Consider the following 14,696-nt stretch of genomic DNA (forward strand, 5'->3'; position numbering starts at 1 on the left):
CAATGCTCCCTACGCCGGCATTACCCGGTCAGGTTCATACGGTCGACGGCCCAGTAGCCGTCCTCTCAGCGCACTCAGGCGTGCACTCCCGCGCGGACGGCACCCAAGCTACTCCACGTCCTCGTGGGCCGCTCGCCGACTCGTGGATTCCGCGAAAGTCGCTTTTCGTAGGCGTTGTCCCGCACTTCCGCGCCATTACGCAACTTTCGTGGGCTGGGATCCCAACCCGCTCGCCGACGGGGTCGGGGGAATGAAATTGACCGTAGATCGTTTGCATAGCTAACGTATGTGTTTTCGGGCAGTGTCGCCCGCGACGAGCACCCAGGCGATCGAGGTCGAGATGACGACGAATCCCACAGTGAGTTCCGCGGCGGTCGACGAAGGCGTCGTGGAGACGGCACGCCGCCGCAACCGGATGGACCGCGAACACCCGCACTACAAGTGGATCGTGTTGTCCAACACCACCTTGGGCACCCTGCTGGCCACGATCAACGCGTCGATCGTGCTGATCTCGCTGCCCGCGATCTTCCGCGGCATCGGCCTCAACCCGTTGGCCCCCGGCAACGTCAGCTACCTGCTGTGGATGCTGATGGGCTACCTGGTGGTCACGGCCGTCCTGGTGGTGCCGTTCGGACGTCTCGGCGACATGTTCGGTCGCGTGAAGATCTACAACCTGGGCTTCGTCGTCTTCACCGTCGCGGCCGTCGCGCTGTCGTTCGACCCGTTCCACCTGGGCGGCGGCGCCGTGTGGCTGATCGGCTGGCGCGTGGTGCAGGGCGTCGGTGGTGCCATGCTGATGGCGTCGTCGTCGGCGATCCTCACCGACGCCTTCCCGTCGAACCAGCGCGGCATGGCGCTCGGCGTGAACATGGTGTCGGCGGTCGCGGGATCGTTCCTCGGCCTGCTCATCGGTGGCTTCCTGTCCGAGTGGCACTGGAAGGCCATCTTCTGGGTCGGCGTACCGATCGGCATCCTCGGCACCGTCTGGAGCATCCGCTCGCTGCGCGAACTGGGTGTGCGCACCCCCGGCCGGCTGGACTGGGCGGGCACGCTGACATTCGGCGTCGGGCTCACCGTGCTGCTGATCGGCATCACGTACGGCATTCAGCCGTACGGGGATTCGAGCACCGGGTGGACCAATCCGTGGGTGCTGGGAGCCATCGTCTTCGGGCTGCTCGCGTTGATCGCCTTCGTGATCGTCGAGCTGCGCGTCGACTCGCCGATGGTCGACATGCGACTGTTCCGGTCGGCGTCGTTCGGCATGGGCAACCTCGCCGGGCTGATGTCGTCGGTCGGTCGCGGCGGGCTGCAGTTCATGCTCATCATCTGGCTGCAGGGCATCTGGCTCCCGTTGCACGGCTACAGCTTCGAGTCCACACCGCTGTGGGCGGGCATCTATCTGCTGCCGGTCACCGTCGGCTTCCTCGTCGCCGGCCCGATCGCCGGCTCGCTGTCCGACCGCTTCGGCGCACGGCCCTTCACCGTCGGCGGCATGGTCCTCATGGCCGTGTCATTCGTTGCGCTGCTTCTGATCCCGGTGAACTTCGACTACTGGGTGTTCGCGACGCTGGTGTTCCTCAACGGTTTGGGCGGCGGCATCTTCACCGCGCCGAACACCGCGGCGATCATGTCGAGCGTGCCGGCTGCGCAACGCGGTGCCGCCTCCGGCGTCCGGGCCACGTTCTTCAACGCCGGGTCGTCGCTGTCGATCGGCATCTTCTTCTCGCTGATGATCGTCGGGCTCGCCCACTCGCTGCCCTCGGCGATGAGCAGCGGCCTGCAGGCGCAGGGTGTGCCGGCGTCGGTCGCCCAGGACGTGGCCGACCTGCCGCCGGTGGGCAGCCTCTTCGCGGCCTTCCTCGGGTACAACCCGATCGAGGAACTACTCGGGCCGTCGGGCGCGCTCGACGCACCGGGCGTCAACACCGCGGTGCTGACCGGGAAGACGTTCTTCCCCCAGCTGATCACCGAACCGTTCCACTCCGGGCTGACGGTGGTGTTCATCGCGGCCGCAGCCATGATGGTGATTGGGGCGATCGCGTCGCTGTTCAATCCGGGTAGGTACGCAGACGCGCCGGGCACCGACGATGCGGCGTAGCCCGGCGCGACCGAGGGTGGATCAGGCGGGTGGCGCCTCGAACAGCTGGAGGTCGTTGCCCTCGGTGTCCTTGAACGTCGCGAGCTTGCCCCACGGATGCTGGCTGACCTCGCCCGCGAACTCCACGCCGGCATCGGTCAGGCGGACCACCTCGTCGAACAGGTCGCCGCTCGGATTGAGCGTCAGGACGGCACCACCGGTTCCACCGCGATGGGTGTCCTCGCGGGCGTTGAGCCCGATCGTCACGCCGCCCGCGTCGAGTTCGGACCAGTCGTCACCTTCGTTCTTGACGGTGAGCCCGAGGACCTCGCCGTAGAACTTGACTGCACGACCCATGTCGTCGACCGGCATCCACACCGTTGCCACACTGTCTGCCATATGAAATCTCCTTCTCCGACAATCCTTCTAGCGCTGGATCGCAGAACTACCCGGTGCCACCGTGACTACACCCGCCGATCGGGCAGTGGCCCAGCCCAGAAAATGACGAAAGTGTGGCGTTCACGTCACCGCGGTTCGGCATGGCACCCATTGGCTAACTAATTCGAGTGACGATCTCGACCAAGCCATGACCGGGGTGGCCGTGCGGCCCCGCGCTCAGCAACCGAGAGCTGCGATCCTCGGAAAACTCCCGCCCATCCGCCGCGATGACGGCTCTCCCATTCGGGTGCTGCTCGTCGACGACGAGCGCGCGCTGACCAACCTGGTCAAGATGGCGCTGCACCACGAGGGGTGGACTGTCGAGACCGCGCACGACGGGCACGAGGCCGTCACCAGGTTCGCGTCGATGAAGCCCGATCTCGTCGTGCTCGACATCATGCTGCCCGGACTCGACGGCCTGCAGATCCTCGAGCGTCTGCGCGCCGCGGAGTCCTACACGCCGGTGCTGTTCCTCACTGCCCGCGACACCGTCCAGGACCGCGTCGTCGGTCTGACCTCCGGTGGCGACGACTACATGACCAAGCCCTTCAGCTTGGAGGAGCTGGTCGCCAGGCTGCGCGGTCTGATCCGCCGCACCGCGGAGACGACGCCGAGCAGCGACGAGAGACTGCGCGTCGGCGACCTGACCCTCGACGCCGCCAGCCGCGACGTGACCCGAGCGGGCGAACGGATCGAGCTGACCACGACCGAGTTCGACCTGCTGCGCTTCCTGATGCGCAACCCCCGTCGCGCCATCGGCCGCGAGGAGATCCTCAAGCAGGTCTGGAACTACACGTTCGACGGCCGCACCAGCATCGTCGACCTCTACATCTCGTACCTGCGCAAGAAGGTCGACGCCGGTCGCACACCGATGATCCACACCGTGCGCGGCGTGGGGTATCAGCTGAAACCCTCGCAGTGACCACCAGGGGTTCCCGGTGGCGGCCCCGCACCCTGAGCCGACGCCTGATGCTCTGGGTGTGCACGCTGGTCACGAGCCTGGTGCTCGCCGTGGGTGCGTTGTCGATCGTCACGATGAACGGCTACGTCACCTCGGTCGCCGACGCGGAACTGCGGCACTCGCTCGCCGCGTTCGACAGCGCCTACACGTCGCAGCCCGGCGATATGACCGACTTCACCGGTCAGGCGTCGGGCACCCTCATCGCGGTCGTGCGCAGCGGCGTGGTCACGCGCTCCGCCGTCTTCGACGACGACGGCCCGCGGCAGGCCCTCCCCGCGACACTGTCCTCGATCCGGGACGTGACGTGGACCGACGACGCGCCCCGAACCGTCGACCTCGGCTCGCTGGGCCGGCACCGCGTCGCAAGCCTCGACAAGGGCGACGGCACGCGGCTCGTCTCGGCGGTCTCCCTGAGCAGCGCCGAATCGGTGATCGTGCGCAAGATCGTGGCCGTCGCGGTCATCACCGTCATCGCGGCCGCGCTCGCCGCACTGGGTACCGTCCTACTGGTCAGGCGGGCGCTGCGACCGCTCCGGCGCGTGGCCGCCACCGCCGCGTACGCCGCGGACATCCCCCTGGCCGACGAGGATCACCGCATCACCACGCGGGTGCGTCGCAAGGACTCCGACCCGGACGACGAGGTCGGAATCGTCGGCGAGACGTTGAACCGGCTGCTGGCCAACGTCGACTCGGCGCTCGCCGTGCGGGCGGAGTCCGACCGGCGGATGCGACGCTTCCTCTCCGACGCCAGCCACGAGCTGCGCACGCCGCTGGCCGCGATCCAGGGCTACGCCGAGCTGACTCGCCAGGAGTCGGCGGCGCTGCCGGAGACCACCGAGTACGCGTTGGCCCGCATCGAGTCCGAGTCCCGCCGTATGAGCGCGTTGATCGCCGACATGCTGCTGCTGTCGCGTCTCGACGAGGGGCAGGGCATCGAGATGGAGGTCGTCGACCTCTGCATGCTCGTCGCCGACGCGGTCAACGACGTCGCCGTCACCTCACCGGACCACCGGTTCGTCGCCGAGCTGTCCGACGACCCCGTCTGGGTCCGCGGCGACGACGCCCGCCTGCACCAGGTCGTGACCAACCTGCTGACGAACGCGCGCAACCACACCTCGCCCGGGGTGACCGTGACGACGACCGTCCGGTCCGATCCCGACGGGGTCACGCTGTCGGTCGTCGATGACGGCGCCGGGATCGATCCCGAGATCCTGCCGCATCTGTTCGGGCGGTTCGTCCGGGCGAGCGCGTCGCGTTCCAGGGCCACCAACAGCACCGGGCTCGGACTGGCCATCGTCGCGTCGATCGTCGCGGCGCACGAGGGCACCGTCACCGCGGACTCAGGGGGAGGGCGCACCGAGTTCTCGGTGCGGTTGCCGGGGGTCGATGTCGAGGTGCAGGCTGCGGGTCCGGGCGTACGCTGACGATGTCGTTCGAGCGAAAGGTGCGACGGTGAAACTGGTCGCGCCCTGGCATCCCCTGACCATCCTGCTGGTGGTCGCCGACCCCGTCTCCGCCTCCGACGTCACCACCATGGTCCACGAGGGGCTGTCCGATGCCAGTGTCGTGCATGCCCGTTCGCTGGCCGATGCCGAGGCTGCGCTGACGGAGGCACAACCCGACTGCGTCCTGTTGGACCTGCTGCTACCCGACGGGGCGATGAACGCCGTCGAGAAGATGAGGGCTCTCGACCCGGCCGTGCCGCTGATCGCGCTCACCGACATCGACGACGAGCACTTCGGGGTCCTGGCCGTCTCGTCCGGCGCTCAGGACTACCTCGTCGAGCAACGGATGGATGGCGAAATCCTCAGGCGCGCAGTCATGTACGCGATCGAGCGGAAGCGCTCGGAACTCGCGACGGTCGCACTGGAGACGAGCAGGCTGCGCGCCGAGGAGAACATCCGCCTGGAGCGCGGGCTGCTCGGTTCGCCGCGACTGTTGGATCGGCCCGGCATCGACGTCGTGTCGACCTACCGGCCCAGCCGTGTCGGCGCACTCCTGGGCGGCGACTTCTACGACGTCGTGCAGACGCCGGACAGGACCGTCCACGTCGTCATCGGCGACGTCTCGGGGCACGACGCCGACGCCGCCGCCCTGGGCGTGGCGTTGCGGATCGGCTGGCGGACGCTGACCGCCAGTGGCGTGCACGGCTCGGCGCGGATGAGGCATCTGGAATGGCTGCTGCGCGCGGAACGCAGCGGGCCGGGGATCTTCGCCACGGCGCTGACGCTGTCCATCGATCCCGCCGACGGTCGGGTGACGGTGGTGCGGGCCGGCCACCCGGGCTTCCTTCAGCACAGCGCGAACAACGTCACCTGGGTCAACACCCGGAGCGGCCCCGCACTCGGCCTGGGCGTCGGAACGTGGCCGGAGGACGAGTTCGTGCTCGCCGACCGGGTGGGTCTGGTACTGCTCACCGACGGGCTGTTCGAGGGTCTGTGCGGTGACGGCAACCGTCGGCTCGGCGAGGACGGCCTGCTGCGCATCGCCGTCTCGGAGGCCGGACGGCCGGACCTCGCGTTCATCGAGGCGCTGATCGCCGGCGTCGAGCGACTGGCCCACGCCCAGGGCGGCCTCGACGACGACATCGCGGTCGTTCGCGTTCAGCTGACACCGCCGGAGTTTGGCGAGGCGACCGAAGTGGGTAACTGCTTCAGCGACTGAAGCACCAAACTCACACCGAGGAGACACCATGAGTGACAGCGGACCCGAGAACGCCGCCAAGGGCATCCTGAACGACGTGGCCGGCAAGGCCAAGGAGGTCGCCGGGATCGTGACCGGTCGCGACGACATCAAGGAAGCAGGCGAGGCCCAGCAGGACAGGGCCGAGGCGGAGCGCGACGTCGCCAAGAAGGAGGGCGAGGCCGAGGCCGCACGTGCCGAGGCGAAGTCCGCCGAGGCGCGCCAGAAGGCTGCCGAGTAACAGCTTCTCCACACACGAAAGCCGCGGCTGAGGTTCACACCTCAGCCGCGGCTTTCGTTCGTGCGCGACCGCTACTAGCCCAGCGGCGGCAGGTTGCCCCACGGGCCGTACGGACCGTTCTGCGCGTTGCCCGGCTTGACGACCGGAGCGCCACCGCCGTCGATACCCGACGGCCCCAGGCAGCGCGAGGTCGACACCGCGCTGGAGCACGGGTCGATCGCGGCGGCAGTGGGTGCGCCCGCCAGTCCGATGGCGATGCCCGCCGCGGCGACTGCCGGTGCGATGGCGATCATCTTGAGCTTCATGTCGTTGTCTCCCTTGTCAGTTGGTGGTTCACGCGGTGGATGCGATGTCTCCAACTGTAGGCACGGTCAGGTGGATCGGCAACGAATTCACATGAGCCACATAGGATTACTGTGATCCCGACCGGGTTGATATGCGTTGTCCATGAAGACGCCCGGCTCCGTTTCGCGTCGTCGATCTGCCGGGTAGATCTTGAGGGGTCAGCGCGAATGTCGGCGCCTCGCATCGAAGAGAGAGAAGTTCATCATGTCGTTCAAGCTCATCGCCCTCCCGCTCGTCGCCGGCGCCGGCATCGCCATCGGCGGTCTCGCCACAGCACCGGCCGCATCGGCCATCGACCCGTGCACCTCTGCGGTTTCCACCTCCCGCTGCCTGGGCCCGCAGGGCGTCGACGGCTTCGTCGTCCCCGCCCCGAACGCCGGCGCGCAGAACGGCCCGTACGGATCGTGGGGCTCGATCCCCCCGATCGGTCGATGATCCGTACCGATCAGCCGACATCGTGGCCGAGGGCGCATGCCCTCGGCCACGATTCGCGTTGCCACCGCCGTCGCTGGAGCCGACACGCGAAAGCCGCGGCCGAGGTTCTCACCTCAGTCGCGGCTGTCGTTCGTGCGGAACCGCTACTAGCCCAGCGGCGGCATGTTGCCCCAGGGGCCGTACGGACCGTTCTGCGCGGTGCCGGGCCGCGCGACGGGTGCGCTCCCACCGTCGGTGCCCTGCGGCCCCAGGCAGCGCGACGTCGAGACGGCGCTGGAGCAGGGGTCGATCGCGGCGGCGGTGGGTGCGCCCGCGAGTCCGATGGCGATGCCTGCTGCGGCCACTGCCGGTGCGATGGCGATCATCTTGAGCTTCATGTCATTGTCTCCCTTGCTGATTCGTTATCGGTTGGTCGTCGGTAATTGGTTTAGCCGAGCGGCGGGACGTTGCCCCACGGTCCGTAGGGCCCGTTCTGTGCGCCGGGGGCCGGCGCGGCGCTGGGTGCGGTGCCGCCGTCGACGCCCTCCGGACCCAGGCAGCGTGACGTCGACACCGCGGCGTCACACGGGTCCTGCGCCAGAGCGGCGGGTGCGCCGGCCAGTCCGACGGCGATACCCGCGGCGGCCAGTAGTGGTGTGACGGCGATCATCTTGAGCGACATGTGTTCTCCTTCTCAGGTGTTCGGTGGGTGGTGCATCGTTGGGCTCACACCAGAACTACCCGGCGCGGCCACGCCCACAAACTGATCGAAAAGCCCTCATAGAGAACGCATATGTGGATCTCGTGATCAGCACTGCACGCCGACGTGGACGGCCGGGGCGAGTGCGGCCGCCGGGCCGACCCCGGTGCCACCGCGCGGCAGCTCACGGACCTGCAATGGCTGCACCTGCGTCACGGTGCAGGCGCCGCCCGCAGTTGCCGCCTCCTTGGCCGTCACGTGAGCGACGGTCGCGTCGGCCGGCCCCGCAGTGGGCGCAGCGATCGCGAGGGGTGCTGCGAAGAGCGCCGCGCCGGCGACCAGTGCCGCTGCGATGGTGGGTCGTCTCATGGTTCCGTTCCCTTCTTTCGTTGTCACCGACGCTAGGCACGGCGGGCGTGCCAGGCAACGAATTCATAAGAGCCACAAAGAAAAGAGGGCGCAGGCACCGTTCGTATATGTGTCTTCTATGAAGACGCGTCCGCCAGTTTCGGGCGTCTCGTCCGGCGGGTAGATCTTGAATCGCGACCACGAATGTCCACCGCAATCACAGACGGTGCACGGCACGAGTAGTCCACGTCACACCCACCGAAAAGAGGAGATTCTCGTGTCCATCAAGTTCTTGGCGGTCCCCGTCCTCGCCGGCGCAGGCGTCGCAATGGGGTTGCTGGTCGCCCCCACCGCCGCCGCCATCGATCCCTGCAGCTCCGCGGTCTCCACCTCCCGCTGCCTGGGCCCGCAGGGCGTCGACGGCTTCGTCGTGCCCGCCCCGAACGCGGGCGCGCAGAACGGTCCCTACGGATCGTGGGGCTCGGTCCCCCCGATCGGGCGGTGACCGCGAAGGCGAACGACCAGTCGTGGCCGAGGCGTGACCTCGGCCACGACTCCCGTGTGACCCGGTGCTATGTCACACCCTTCTCTCATCCCTATACCGCCCTAAGGAATTTCGATGTCTGACAAGGGTTTCCCGGCCGACAAGCACACGCGGAACCGGTTCGCCGTAGCACTGGCGATCATCGCGGGCACCGCCGACGTCATCGGTTTCATGGAGTACTCGCAGCTGTTCCTGTCGTTCATGAGCGGCAACACGACTCGACTCGGGGAGGCTGCCAGCTCGGCCGACTGGGTCGGCGTCGCCCGCTTCGGCGGGGTGATCGCCACCTTCTGCTTCGGCGCCTTCCTCGGCACGCTGATCGCCGCGTGGTCGGGACGCTGGCGTCTGGTCAACCTGCTCACCATCCAGGCCTCGCTCCTGGTGGCGGGCACCTTCATGCCGATGGGCCCCGAGGCATTCCCCTGGCACGTCTACCCGATCGTGCTCGCGCTCGGTCTACAGAACGCCACACTGCAGGACGAGGCAGGCCGCAGCATGGCGCTGACCTACGTCACCGGCACCATCGTCCGATTCGGCGCGGGCCTGGCCAACCTGCTGCTGCACAAGCCGGCGCCGTCGTTCTGGATCCAGGGCCCGCTCTGGGCCGGCCTGGCCGCGGGTGCGGTCTTCGGTGGTGTCCTGCAGAGCCACTTCGGGGAGATGGCGTTCCTGGTACCGGCCACGATGCTGGCGAGCGTCGCGGTGGCGGCGCTGGTCACCCTGCTCCGCGAACCCAACAGCGCGCTGGTCACCAGCGAGCACGCGCCGCAACCCGACGCGCACCCGGAGGCCAAGCCGACGGCGCTGACCGGGAGGCGCTGAGTTCAGTCGAGGTCGACCACGACGGGTGCGTGGTCGCTCGGTGCCGGGGTCCCCTTCTTGCCCGGTTTGCGCTCGTCGCGCGCGATCTCCGCGTGCGTGACGCGGGCGGCCAGGGCGGGGGACCCCAGCACGAAGTCGATGCGCATGCCCTGGCGCTTCGGGAACCGCAGCTGGGTGTAGTCCCAGTAGGTGTACGTGCCGGGGCCGGGGGTGAAGGGACGCACCACGTCGGCGAAGCGCGACTCAATGGCACGGAACGCCGAACGTTCGCGTTCGGTGACGTGGGTGCTATGGGCGAACACCTCGACGTCCCATACGTCCTCGTCGATGGGCGCGATGTTCCAGTCGCCCACCAGGGCGATCGGTAGCTCCGGATCGTCGGCGAGCCACCCCGAGGCCGTCCGATCAAGCGCGGCAAGCCATTCCAGCTTGTAGTCGTAGTGCGGTGAGTCGACGGTCCGCCCGTTGGGGACGTACAGGCTCCATACCCGCACCCCGCCGCACGTCGCGCCCAGCGCCCTGGCCTCCGAGGCCTCGTCCCACATGGGCTGACCGTCGAAGCCGACCGCGACGTCGTCGATGCCGACCCGCGACGCGATCGCGACGCCGTTCCACTGGCTGACCCCCGTGTGCACGACCTCGTAGCCGAGCGCGGCGAACGGCATCGTCGGGAACTGGTCGTCCTTGCACTTGGTCTCCTGCATGGCCAGCACGTCGACGTCGGCGCGCTGCAACCAGTCGGTGACACGGTCGATGCGGGAGCGGATCGAGTTGACGTTCCAGGTGGCGATCCGCATGCGCTAGAGGCTACTGGCGTCGACGTAGCGCGACCGGTGCTGGGTGCGGAACCCCATGGCCTCGTAGAGGGACGTCGCGGCGACGTTGTCGGCGAGCACCTGGACGTAGGCCCGGGTCGCTCCGCGTTCGGCGCCCCAGGTCAGCAGTGCCTCACAGATGGCCCGGCCGCGACCGCGCCGGCGGGCCTCCTCGGCCACGTGCACCGCGCTCAGGCCCACCCACCGCGTGCCGTCGGGCGACGTGGTCACGGCGCCGCGTCCGGCGGCGACGCCCGGCACCGTGGCGAAGGCCACCTCGCCGTCGACGACCGCGCAGAGCACGTCGTCGGACACGTCGCGGTGATACACCTCGCGCCACGCCGTGTCCGGTCGTGCGGAGAGCACCACCCCCGCCGTGGGCGCGCCCGCGTGCGGCTCCGCGGTCATCACCACGTTCTCGCCGTCCGCGGCGACGCCCGCGGGAAGCCGGAACAGCCGGTCCGGGACGGCGATCAGAGCCGGCACCCCGCGGGCGGCGTACCAGTCGGTGATGGCCGCCAGCGCGCCCGGTCCGGCCCAGGCCTCCAGCGGGACTGCCGAATTGGCCCGCCGGGTCTGCCCGCCACCGAAGCGCAGCAGCCAGCCGTCGAGCCACACCTGCTCCGATCCCGGCCACGCCAGCGCGGCTGCCTGCTCGGTGTTGCGGATCTGCGACGTCCGGACCGGCTGCTCCGGCACGACCCGAATAGCCAGGACATCCACGGCCGAGACGGACACGACCTCGCCCCGACGGGTGCGGACCTCGATGGTCGCGCCGGAGGACGACAGGTGTCCGACGACGTCGGTGTGCGGCGGCACCGAACCGTCGGGCAGCCGGTATCGCAGGCTCACCCTGGTGCCGTCGGGCGGCAGCACGGCTAGTGGCCGAACGGGTCGGGGTCCTCGCCGGGCATCCAGCTGTTTCCCGGTACGCCCCAGCCGTGGGACTTCACGCTGCGCCGTGCCGCGCGCGCATGCCGCCCGATCAGGCGGTCCAGGTACAGGAACCCGTCGAGGTGGCCCGTCTCGTGCTGCAGCATGCGGGCGAACAGTCCGGTGCCCTCGAGCGTGATGGGGGACCCGTCGGCGTCGAGTCCGGTGACCCGTGCCCAGCTGGCCCGGCCGGTCGGGAACGACTCCCCGGGCACCGACAGGCAACCCTCGTCGTCGTCGTCGGGGTCGGGCATGGTCTCGGGGACCTCGGACGTCTCGAGGACGGGGTTCACCACCACGCCGCGCCGACGGGTCGCCTTGCCGCGGTCGTCGGCGCAGTCGTAGACGAAGACCCGGCGCGAGACGCCGATCTGGTTGGCGGCCAATCCGACTCCGTGCGCCGCGTCCATCGTGTCGTAGAGGTCGGCGATGAGCGATGCGACGTCGTCGGGTATTCCGCCGTCGGCGTCGACGGGCACGGGAGTGGTCTCGGCGTGCAGGACGGGATCTCCCACGATGCGGATCGGTACGACGGCCATGACCGGCAAGCTTAAGTCAGCCGACTCGCGGGGATCGATCACGGCTCAACACCAATCGCCGTGGTTGAATATCGCCGAAACCAAGTGGAATGTCCCGCAATGCTGCGAAGTCGAAGACTGTCGGAAGGGTCCTGAGAGCGAAATGGACGGCGCCATCGCGCGGACTGGCCAATCAGGGGACGACTCCGCACTCACCGACGGCCTCACTCGCCGGGAACACGACATCCTCGCGTTCGAGCGGCAGTGGTGGAAGTACGCCGGGTCGAAGGAAGACGCCATCAAGGAACTGTTCTCGATGTCGGCCACCCGCTACTACCAGGTACTCAACGCACTCGTCGACCGCCCCGAGGCGCTCGCCGCCGACCCCATGCTGGTCAAGCGGCTGCGCCGGCTGCGGGCGAGCCGGCAGAAGGCACGCGCGGCGCGCAAGCTGGGCTTCGACGTCACCTAGGCGGTTCGGGCCGTCGGCTCGGTCCGTCTCGGCCACGAACCGCCTCGTAATACAGTGGGAGCAATGAACCAGCGAGATTCCTCCGGGCTGCCATTGCGCGCCATGGTCATGGTGCTCCTGTTCCTGGGCGTCGTGTTCCTGCTGGTCGGCTTCCAGTCCATCGGGTCGGACTCCGACTCCGACAGCAGCTCGTCCTCCTCGTCGGTCGTCAGTACCGTCACCGCCACCTCGACGTCGGCGTCCGCCGAGCCGGAGCCCGCGAGGGCCGAGGTGCGGGTCTTCAACATCTCCGAGGTCCCCGGTGCCGCCGAAGGCGTGGCCACCCGCCTGCGGGACGCCGACTGGAACGTCGCCGAGACCGGCAACCTGGTGCTCGAGGGCGTCCCGGCCACCACCGTGTACTTCGGCCAGGCCCCCGGTGAGCGGGAATCCGCCGACGAGGTCGGCAAGCTGCTGGACGCTCCCGTGGAGCCGCGACTGCCCGCACTCGCCGAGCAACCGCCCGGCGTCGTCGTGGTCGTCACCGGCTAGGCTTGCGGCATGCCGATCTCGACCCCGCTTCGCCTGATCGCCGCCGCGGCGCTCGTCGTCCCGATCGCGGCCGCCTGCGCACCGAACGAGCCCGTGGCCACCGAACCCGGCACCACGCCTCCCGTGTGGACCGGGTCGCCGAACCCGTCCGCCGGTGCCGAGGGCGGCGAGGCCCAGGCCGCCTCCGGTGAGACGCTCACCGCCGACCTCAAGTCCCCCGACGGAACCACCGTGGCGACCGCGGAGTTCGTCTTCGCCGACGGCCACGCGACCGTCACCGTGCAGACCACCGCACCCGGTCAGCTGACCCCCGGCTTCCACGGCATGCACATCCACTCGGTGGGCAAGTGCGAGGCCAGTTCCGTCGCCCCGACCGGCGGTGCGCCCGGCGACTTCAACTCCGCCGGCGGACACTTCCAGGTCGGCGGGCACAGCGGGCACCCCGCCAGCGGTGACCTGTCCTCGCTGCAGGTCCGCGAGGACGGTTCCGCGATGCAGGTGACGACCACCGACGCCTTCACCGCCGCGGACCTCGAGGCCGGCCAGAAGACGGCCATCATCATCCACGAGAAGGCCGACAACTTCGCCAACATCCCGCCGGAGCGCTACCAGCAGGTCAACGGCACGCCCGGTCCGGACGAGATGACCATGTCCACCGGTGACGCGGGCAAGCGCGTGGCGTGCGGTGTCATCACCGGCCAGTAAGGCTCCGGTCAGGCCGCAGCGCATCGACTTCGCCGGGTCACCCCGGCCGACGATCGGCGTCGAGTGGGAATTCGCCCTCGTCGACCCGGAGACCCGCGAGCTGAGCAACGAGGCGTCCGAGGTCATCGCCGAGATCGGCGAGAGCCCGCACGTCCACAAGGAACTGCTGCGCAACACCGTCGAGGTCGTCACCGGCATCTGCGACAACTCGGCCGAGGCGATGGACGATCTGCGCGCCACGCTGGGACCGGCCCGCCGGATCGTGCGCGCCCGCGGCATGGAGCTGTTCTGCGCGGGGACCCACCCGTTCGCGGAGTGGTCCGCCGAGCAGCTGACCGACGCGCCGCGTTACGCAGAACTGATCAAGCGCACCCAGTGGTGGGGCCGGCAGATGCTGATCTGGGGTGTGCACGTGCACGTCGGGGTGTCCTCGGCGCACAAGGTGATGCCGATCATCACCTCCCTGCTGAACCAGTACCCGCACCTGCTCGCACTGTCGTCGTCGTCGCCGTACTGGGCGGGCGGCGACACCGGTTACGCCAGCAATCGCGCGATGATGTTCCAGCAGCTCCCCACGGCGGGCCTGCCGTTCCACTTTCAGGAGTGGTCGCAGTTCGAGCAGTTCGTCCACGACCAGAAGAAGACCGGCATCATCGATCACATGAACGAGATCCGTTGGGACATCAGGCCGTCCCCGCATCTCGGGACGATCGAGGTGCGCATCTTCGACGGGATCTCCAACATCGCCGAACTCGGTGCGCTGGTCGCGCTGACGCACTGCCTGATCGTCGACCTCGACCGGCGGCTCGACGCGGGTGAGCACCTCCCGACGATGCCCCCGTGGCACGTCCAGGAGAACAAGTGGCGTGCGGCCCGCTACGGACTCGACGCGGTGATCATCCTGGACGAGGACAGCAACGAACGCCTCGTCACCGAGGACCTCGACGACATCCTCAACCGGCTCGAGCCCGTCGCGCAGTCGCTGGGGTGCGCGGACGAACTACGACAGGTCGCCGACATCTACGCGACAGGCGCGTCCTACCAGCGGCAGCGCAGGGTCGCCGAAGAGCACGACGGCGATCTGCGTGCCGTCGTCGACGCGCTGGTGTCGGAACTGGTGCTCTGACCCGTGGACATCGGCGGGCAGGAG

Annotated in this window: 20 protein-coding genes; 12 read left to right on the forward strand and 8 right to left on the reverse strand. The window is 68.8% G+C overall.

What is annotated here, in order from left to right; all coding sequences use genetic code 11:
* Window positions 1–340: 340 nt before the first annotated feature.
* On the forward strand, window positions 341–2,098 hold the full coding sequence (locus G6N64_RS09445; protein WP_163796660.1) for an MFS transporter: 1,758 nt from the start codon (window positions 341–343) through the stop codon (window positions 2,096–2,098).
* A 21-nt stretch (window positions 2,099–2,119) separates the two neighbouring features.
* On the opposite strand, the gene G6N64_RS09450 is transcribed toward G6N64_RS09445, so the two are convergent.
* Window positions 2,120–2,476, reverse strand: coding sequence for a VOC family protein (locus G6N64_RS09450; RefSeq protein WP_163796661.1), 357 nt, complete (start codon window positions 2,474–2,476; stop codon window positions 2,120–2,122).
* A 187-nt stretch (window positions 2,477–2,663) separates the two neighbouring features.
* Between G6N64_RS09450 and G6N64_RS09455 the strand changes: the two genes are divergently transcribed.
* Genes G6N64_RS09455 through mbp1 form a run of 4 tightly spaced genes read left to right on the forward strand, consistent with a single transcriptional unit; the run spans window position 2,664 to window position 6,399 of the window.
* Window positions 2,664–3,437, forward strand: a complete 774-nt coding sequence (locus G6N64_RS09455; RefSeq protein WP_163796662.1) for a response regulator transcription factor — start codon at window positions 2,664–2,666, stop codon at window positions 3,435–3,437.
* Between the two features lie 47 nt (window positions 3,438–3,484).
* Entirely contained in the window at window positions 3,485–4,900 is a 1,416-nt protein-coding gene (locus G6N64_RS09460; RefSeq protein WP_163801553.1) for a sensor histidine kinase, read from the forward strand.
* 28 nt (window positions 4,901–4,928) lie between these two features.
* The gene (locus G6N64_RS09465) at window positions 4,929–6,140 is read left to right on the forward strand and encodes a PP2C family protein-serine/threonine phosphatase (protein ID WP_246231067.1); all 1,212 of its coding nucleotides are present in this window, start codon (window positions 4,929–4,931) and stop codon (window positions 6,138–6,140) included.
* 28 nt (window positions 6,141–6,168) lie between these two features.
* Window positions 6,169–6,399 carry a microaggregate-binding protein 1 gene (gene mbp1, locus G6N64_RS09470; protein WP_163796664.1) on the forward strand — a complete coding sequence of 77 codons (231 nt, stop codon included), beginning with the start codon at window positions 6,169–6,171 and terminating at the stop codon, window positions 6,397–6,399.
* Between the two features lie 74 nt (window positions 6,400–6,473).
* Here mbp1 and G6N64_RS09475 read toward each other — a convergent pair whose 3' ends face one another.
* Window positions 6,474–6,704: a hypothetical protein gene (locus G6N64_RS09475; protein WP_163796665.1), complete on the reverse strand. Its 231-nt coding sequence runs from the start codon at window positions 6,702–6,704 to the stop codon at window positions 6,474–6,476.
* A 244-nt stretch (window positions 6,705–6,948) separates the two neighbouring features.
* On the opposite strand from G6N64_RS09475, the gene G6N64_RS09480 reads away from it, so the two are divergent.
* Entirely contained in the window at window positions 6,949–7,179 is a 231-nt protein-coding gene (locus G6N64_RS09480; RefSeq protein ID WP_163796666.1) for a hypothetical protein, read from the forward strand.
* Window positions 7,180–7,325: 146 nt separating this feature from the next.
* Here the strand turns inward: G6N64_RS09480 and G6N64_RS09485 are convergent, their stop codons facing one another.
* The 3 genes from G6N64_RS09485 to G6N64_RS09495 all read right to left on the reverse strand — a co-directional run bounded on the left by G6N64_RS09485 (window position 7,326) and on the right by G6N64_RS09495 (window position 8,227).
* On the reverse strand, window positions 7,326–7,556 hold the full coding sequence (locus G6N64_RS09485) for a hypothetical protein (RefSeq protein WP_163796667.1): 231 nt from the start codon (window positions 7,554–7,556) through the stop codon (window positions 7,326–7,328).
* 50 nt (window positions 7,557–7,606) lie between these two features.
* On the reverse strand, window positions 7,607–7,840 hold the full coding sequence (locus G6N64_RS09490) for a hypothetical protein (RefSeq protein WP_163796668.1): 234 nt from the start codon (window positions 7,838–7,840) through the stop codon (window positions 7,607–7,609).
* 126 nt (window positions 7,841–7,966) lie between these two features.
* Window positions 7,967–8,227 (reverse strand): hypothetical protein, encoded by a 261-nt coding sequence (locus tag G6N64_RS09495; RefSeq protein WP_163796669.1) that lies wholly within the window; start codon window positions 8,225–8,227, stop codon window positions 7,967–7,969.
* A 256-nt stretch (window positions 8,228–8,483) separates the two neighbouring features.
* On the opposite strand from G6N64_RS09495, the gene G6N64_RS09500 reads away from it, so the two are divergent.
* Both G6N64_RS09500 and G6N64_RS09505 read left to right on the forward strand, forming a co-directional pair.
* Entirely contained in the window at window positions 8,484–8,711 is a 228-nt protein-coding gene (locus G6N64_RS09500) for a hypothetical protein (RefSeq protein WP_163796670.1), read from the forward strand.
* 114 nt (window positions 8,712–8,825) lie between these two features.
* The gene (locus G6N64_RS09505; RefSeq protein WP_163796671.1) at window positions 8,826–9,572 is read left to right on the forward strand and encodes a YoaK family protein; all 747 of its coding nucleotides are present in this window, start codon (window positions 8,826–8,828) and stop codon (window positions 9,570–9,572) included.
* A gap of 2 nt (window positions 9,573–9,574) precedes the next feature.
* Here the strand turns inward: G6N64_RS09505 and G6N64_RS09510 are convergent, their stop codons facing one another.
* The 3 genes from G6N64_RS09510 to G6N64_RS09520 are packed head-to-tail and all read right to left on the reverse strand — an operon-like array spanning window position 9,575 to window position 11,859.
* Window positions 9,575–10,369, reverse strand: a complete 795-nt coding sequence (locus tag G6N64_RS09510) for an exodeoxyribonuclease III (protein WP_163796672.1) — start codon at window positions 10,367–10,369, stop codon at window positions 9,575–9,577.
* Between the two features lie 3 nt (window positions 10,370–10,372).
* On the reverse strand, window positions 10,373–11,263 hold the full coding sequence (locus G6N64_RS09515; protein ID WP_409370742.1) for an N-acetylglutamate synthase, CG3035 family: 891 nt from the start codon (window positions 11,261–11,263) through the stop codon (window positions 10,373–10,375).
* A 2-nt stretch (window positions 11,264–11,265) separates the two neighbouring features.
* Window positions 11,266–11,859: a peptide deformylase gene (locus tag G6N64_RS09520; RefSeq protein WP_163796673.1), complete on the reverse strand. Its 594-nt coding sequence runs from the start codon at window positions 11,857–11,859 to the stop codon at window positions 11,266–11,268.
* A gap of 142 nt (window positions 11,860–12,001) precedes the next feature.
* On the opposite strand from G6N64_RS09520, the gene napA reads away from it, so the two are divergent.
* The 4 genes from napA to G6N64_RS09540 all read left to right on the forward strand — a co-directional run bounded on the left by napA (window position 12,002) and on the right by G6N64_RS09540 (window position 14,672).
* Window positions 12,002–12,310 (forward strand): nucleoid-associated protein NapA, encoded by a 309-nt coding sequence (gene napA, locus G6N64_RS09525; RefSeq protein WP_163796674.1) that lies wholly within the window; start codon window positions 12,002–12,004, stop codon window positions 12,308–12,310.
* Window positions 12,311–12,373: 63 nt separating this feature from the next.
* Window positions 12,374–12,841, forward strand: coding sequence for a LytR C-terminal domain-containing protein (locus tag G6N64_RS09530; RefSeq protein WP_163796675.1), 468 nt, complete (start codon window positions 12,374–12,376; stop codon window positions 12,839–12,841).
* 9 nt (window positions 12,842–12,850) lie between these two features.
* On the forward strand, window positions 12,851–13,546 hold the full coding sequence (gene sodC, locus G6N64_RS09535; RefSeq protein WP_163796676.1) for a superoxide dismutase[Cu-Zn]: 696 nt from the start codon (window positions 12,851–12,853) through the stop codon (window positions 13,544–13,546).
* A complete protein-coding gene (locus tag G6N64_RS09540; RefSeq protein WP_163801555.1) occupies window positions 13,527–14,672 on the forward strand; it encodes a glutamate--cysteine ligase in 1,146 nt (381 codons plus the stop codon). The genes sodC and G6N64_RS09540 overlap by 20 nt, the downstream gene beginning before the upstream one ends.
* Window positions 14,673–14,696: the final 24 nt, after the last annotated feature.

Origin of the sequence: Mycolicibacterium sediminis, assembly GCF_010731735.1 — a bacterium.
Lineage (GTDB): Bacteria > Actinomycetota > Actinomycetes > Mycobacteriales > Mycobacteriaceae > Mycobacterium > Mycobacterium sediminis.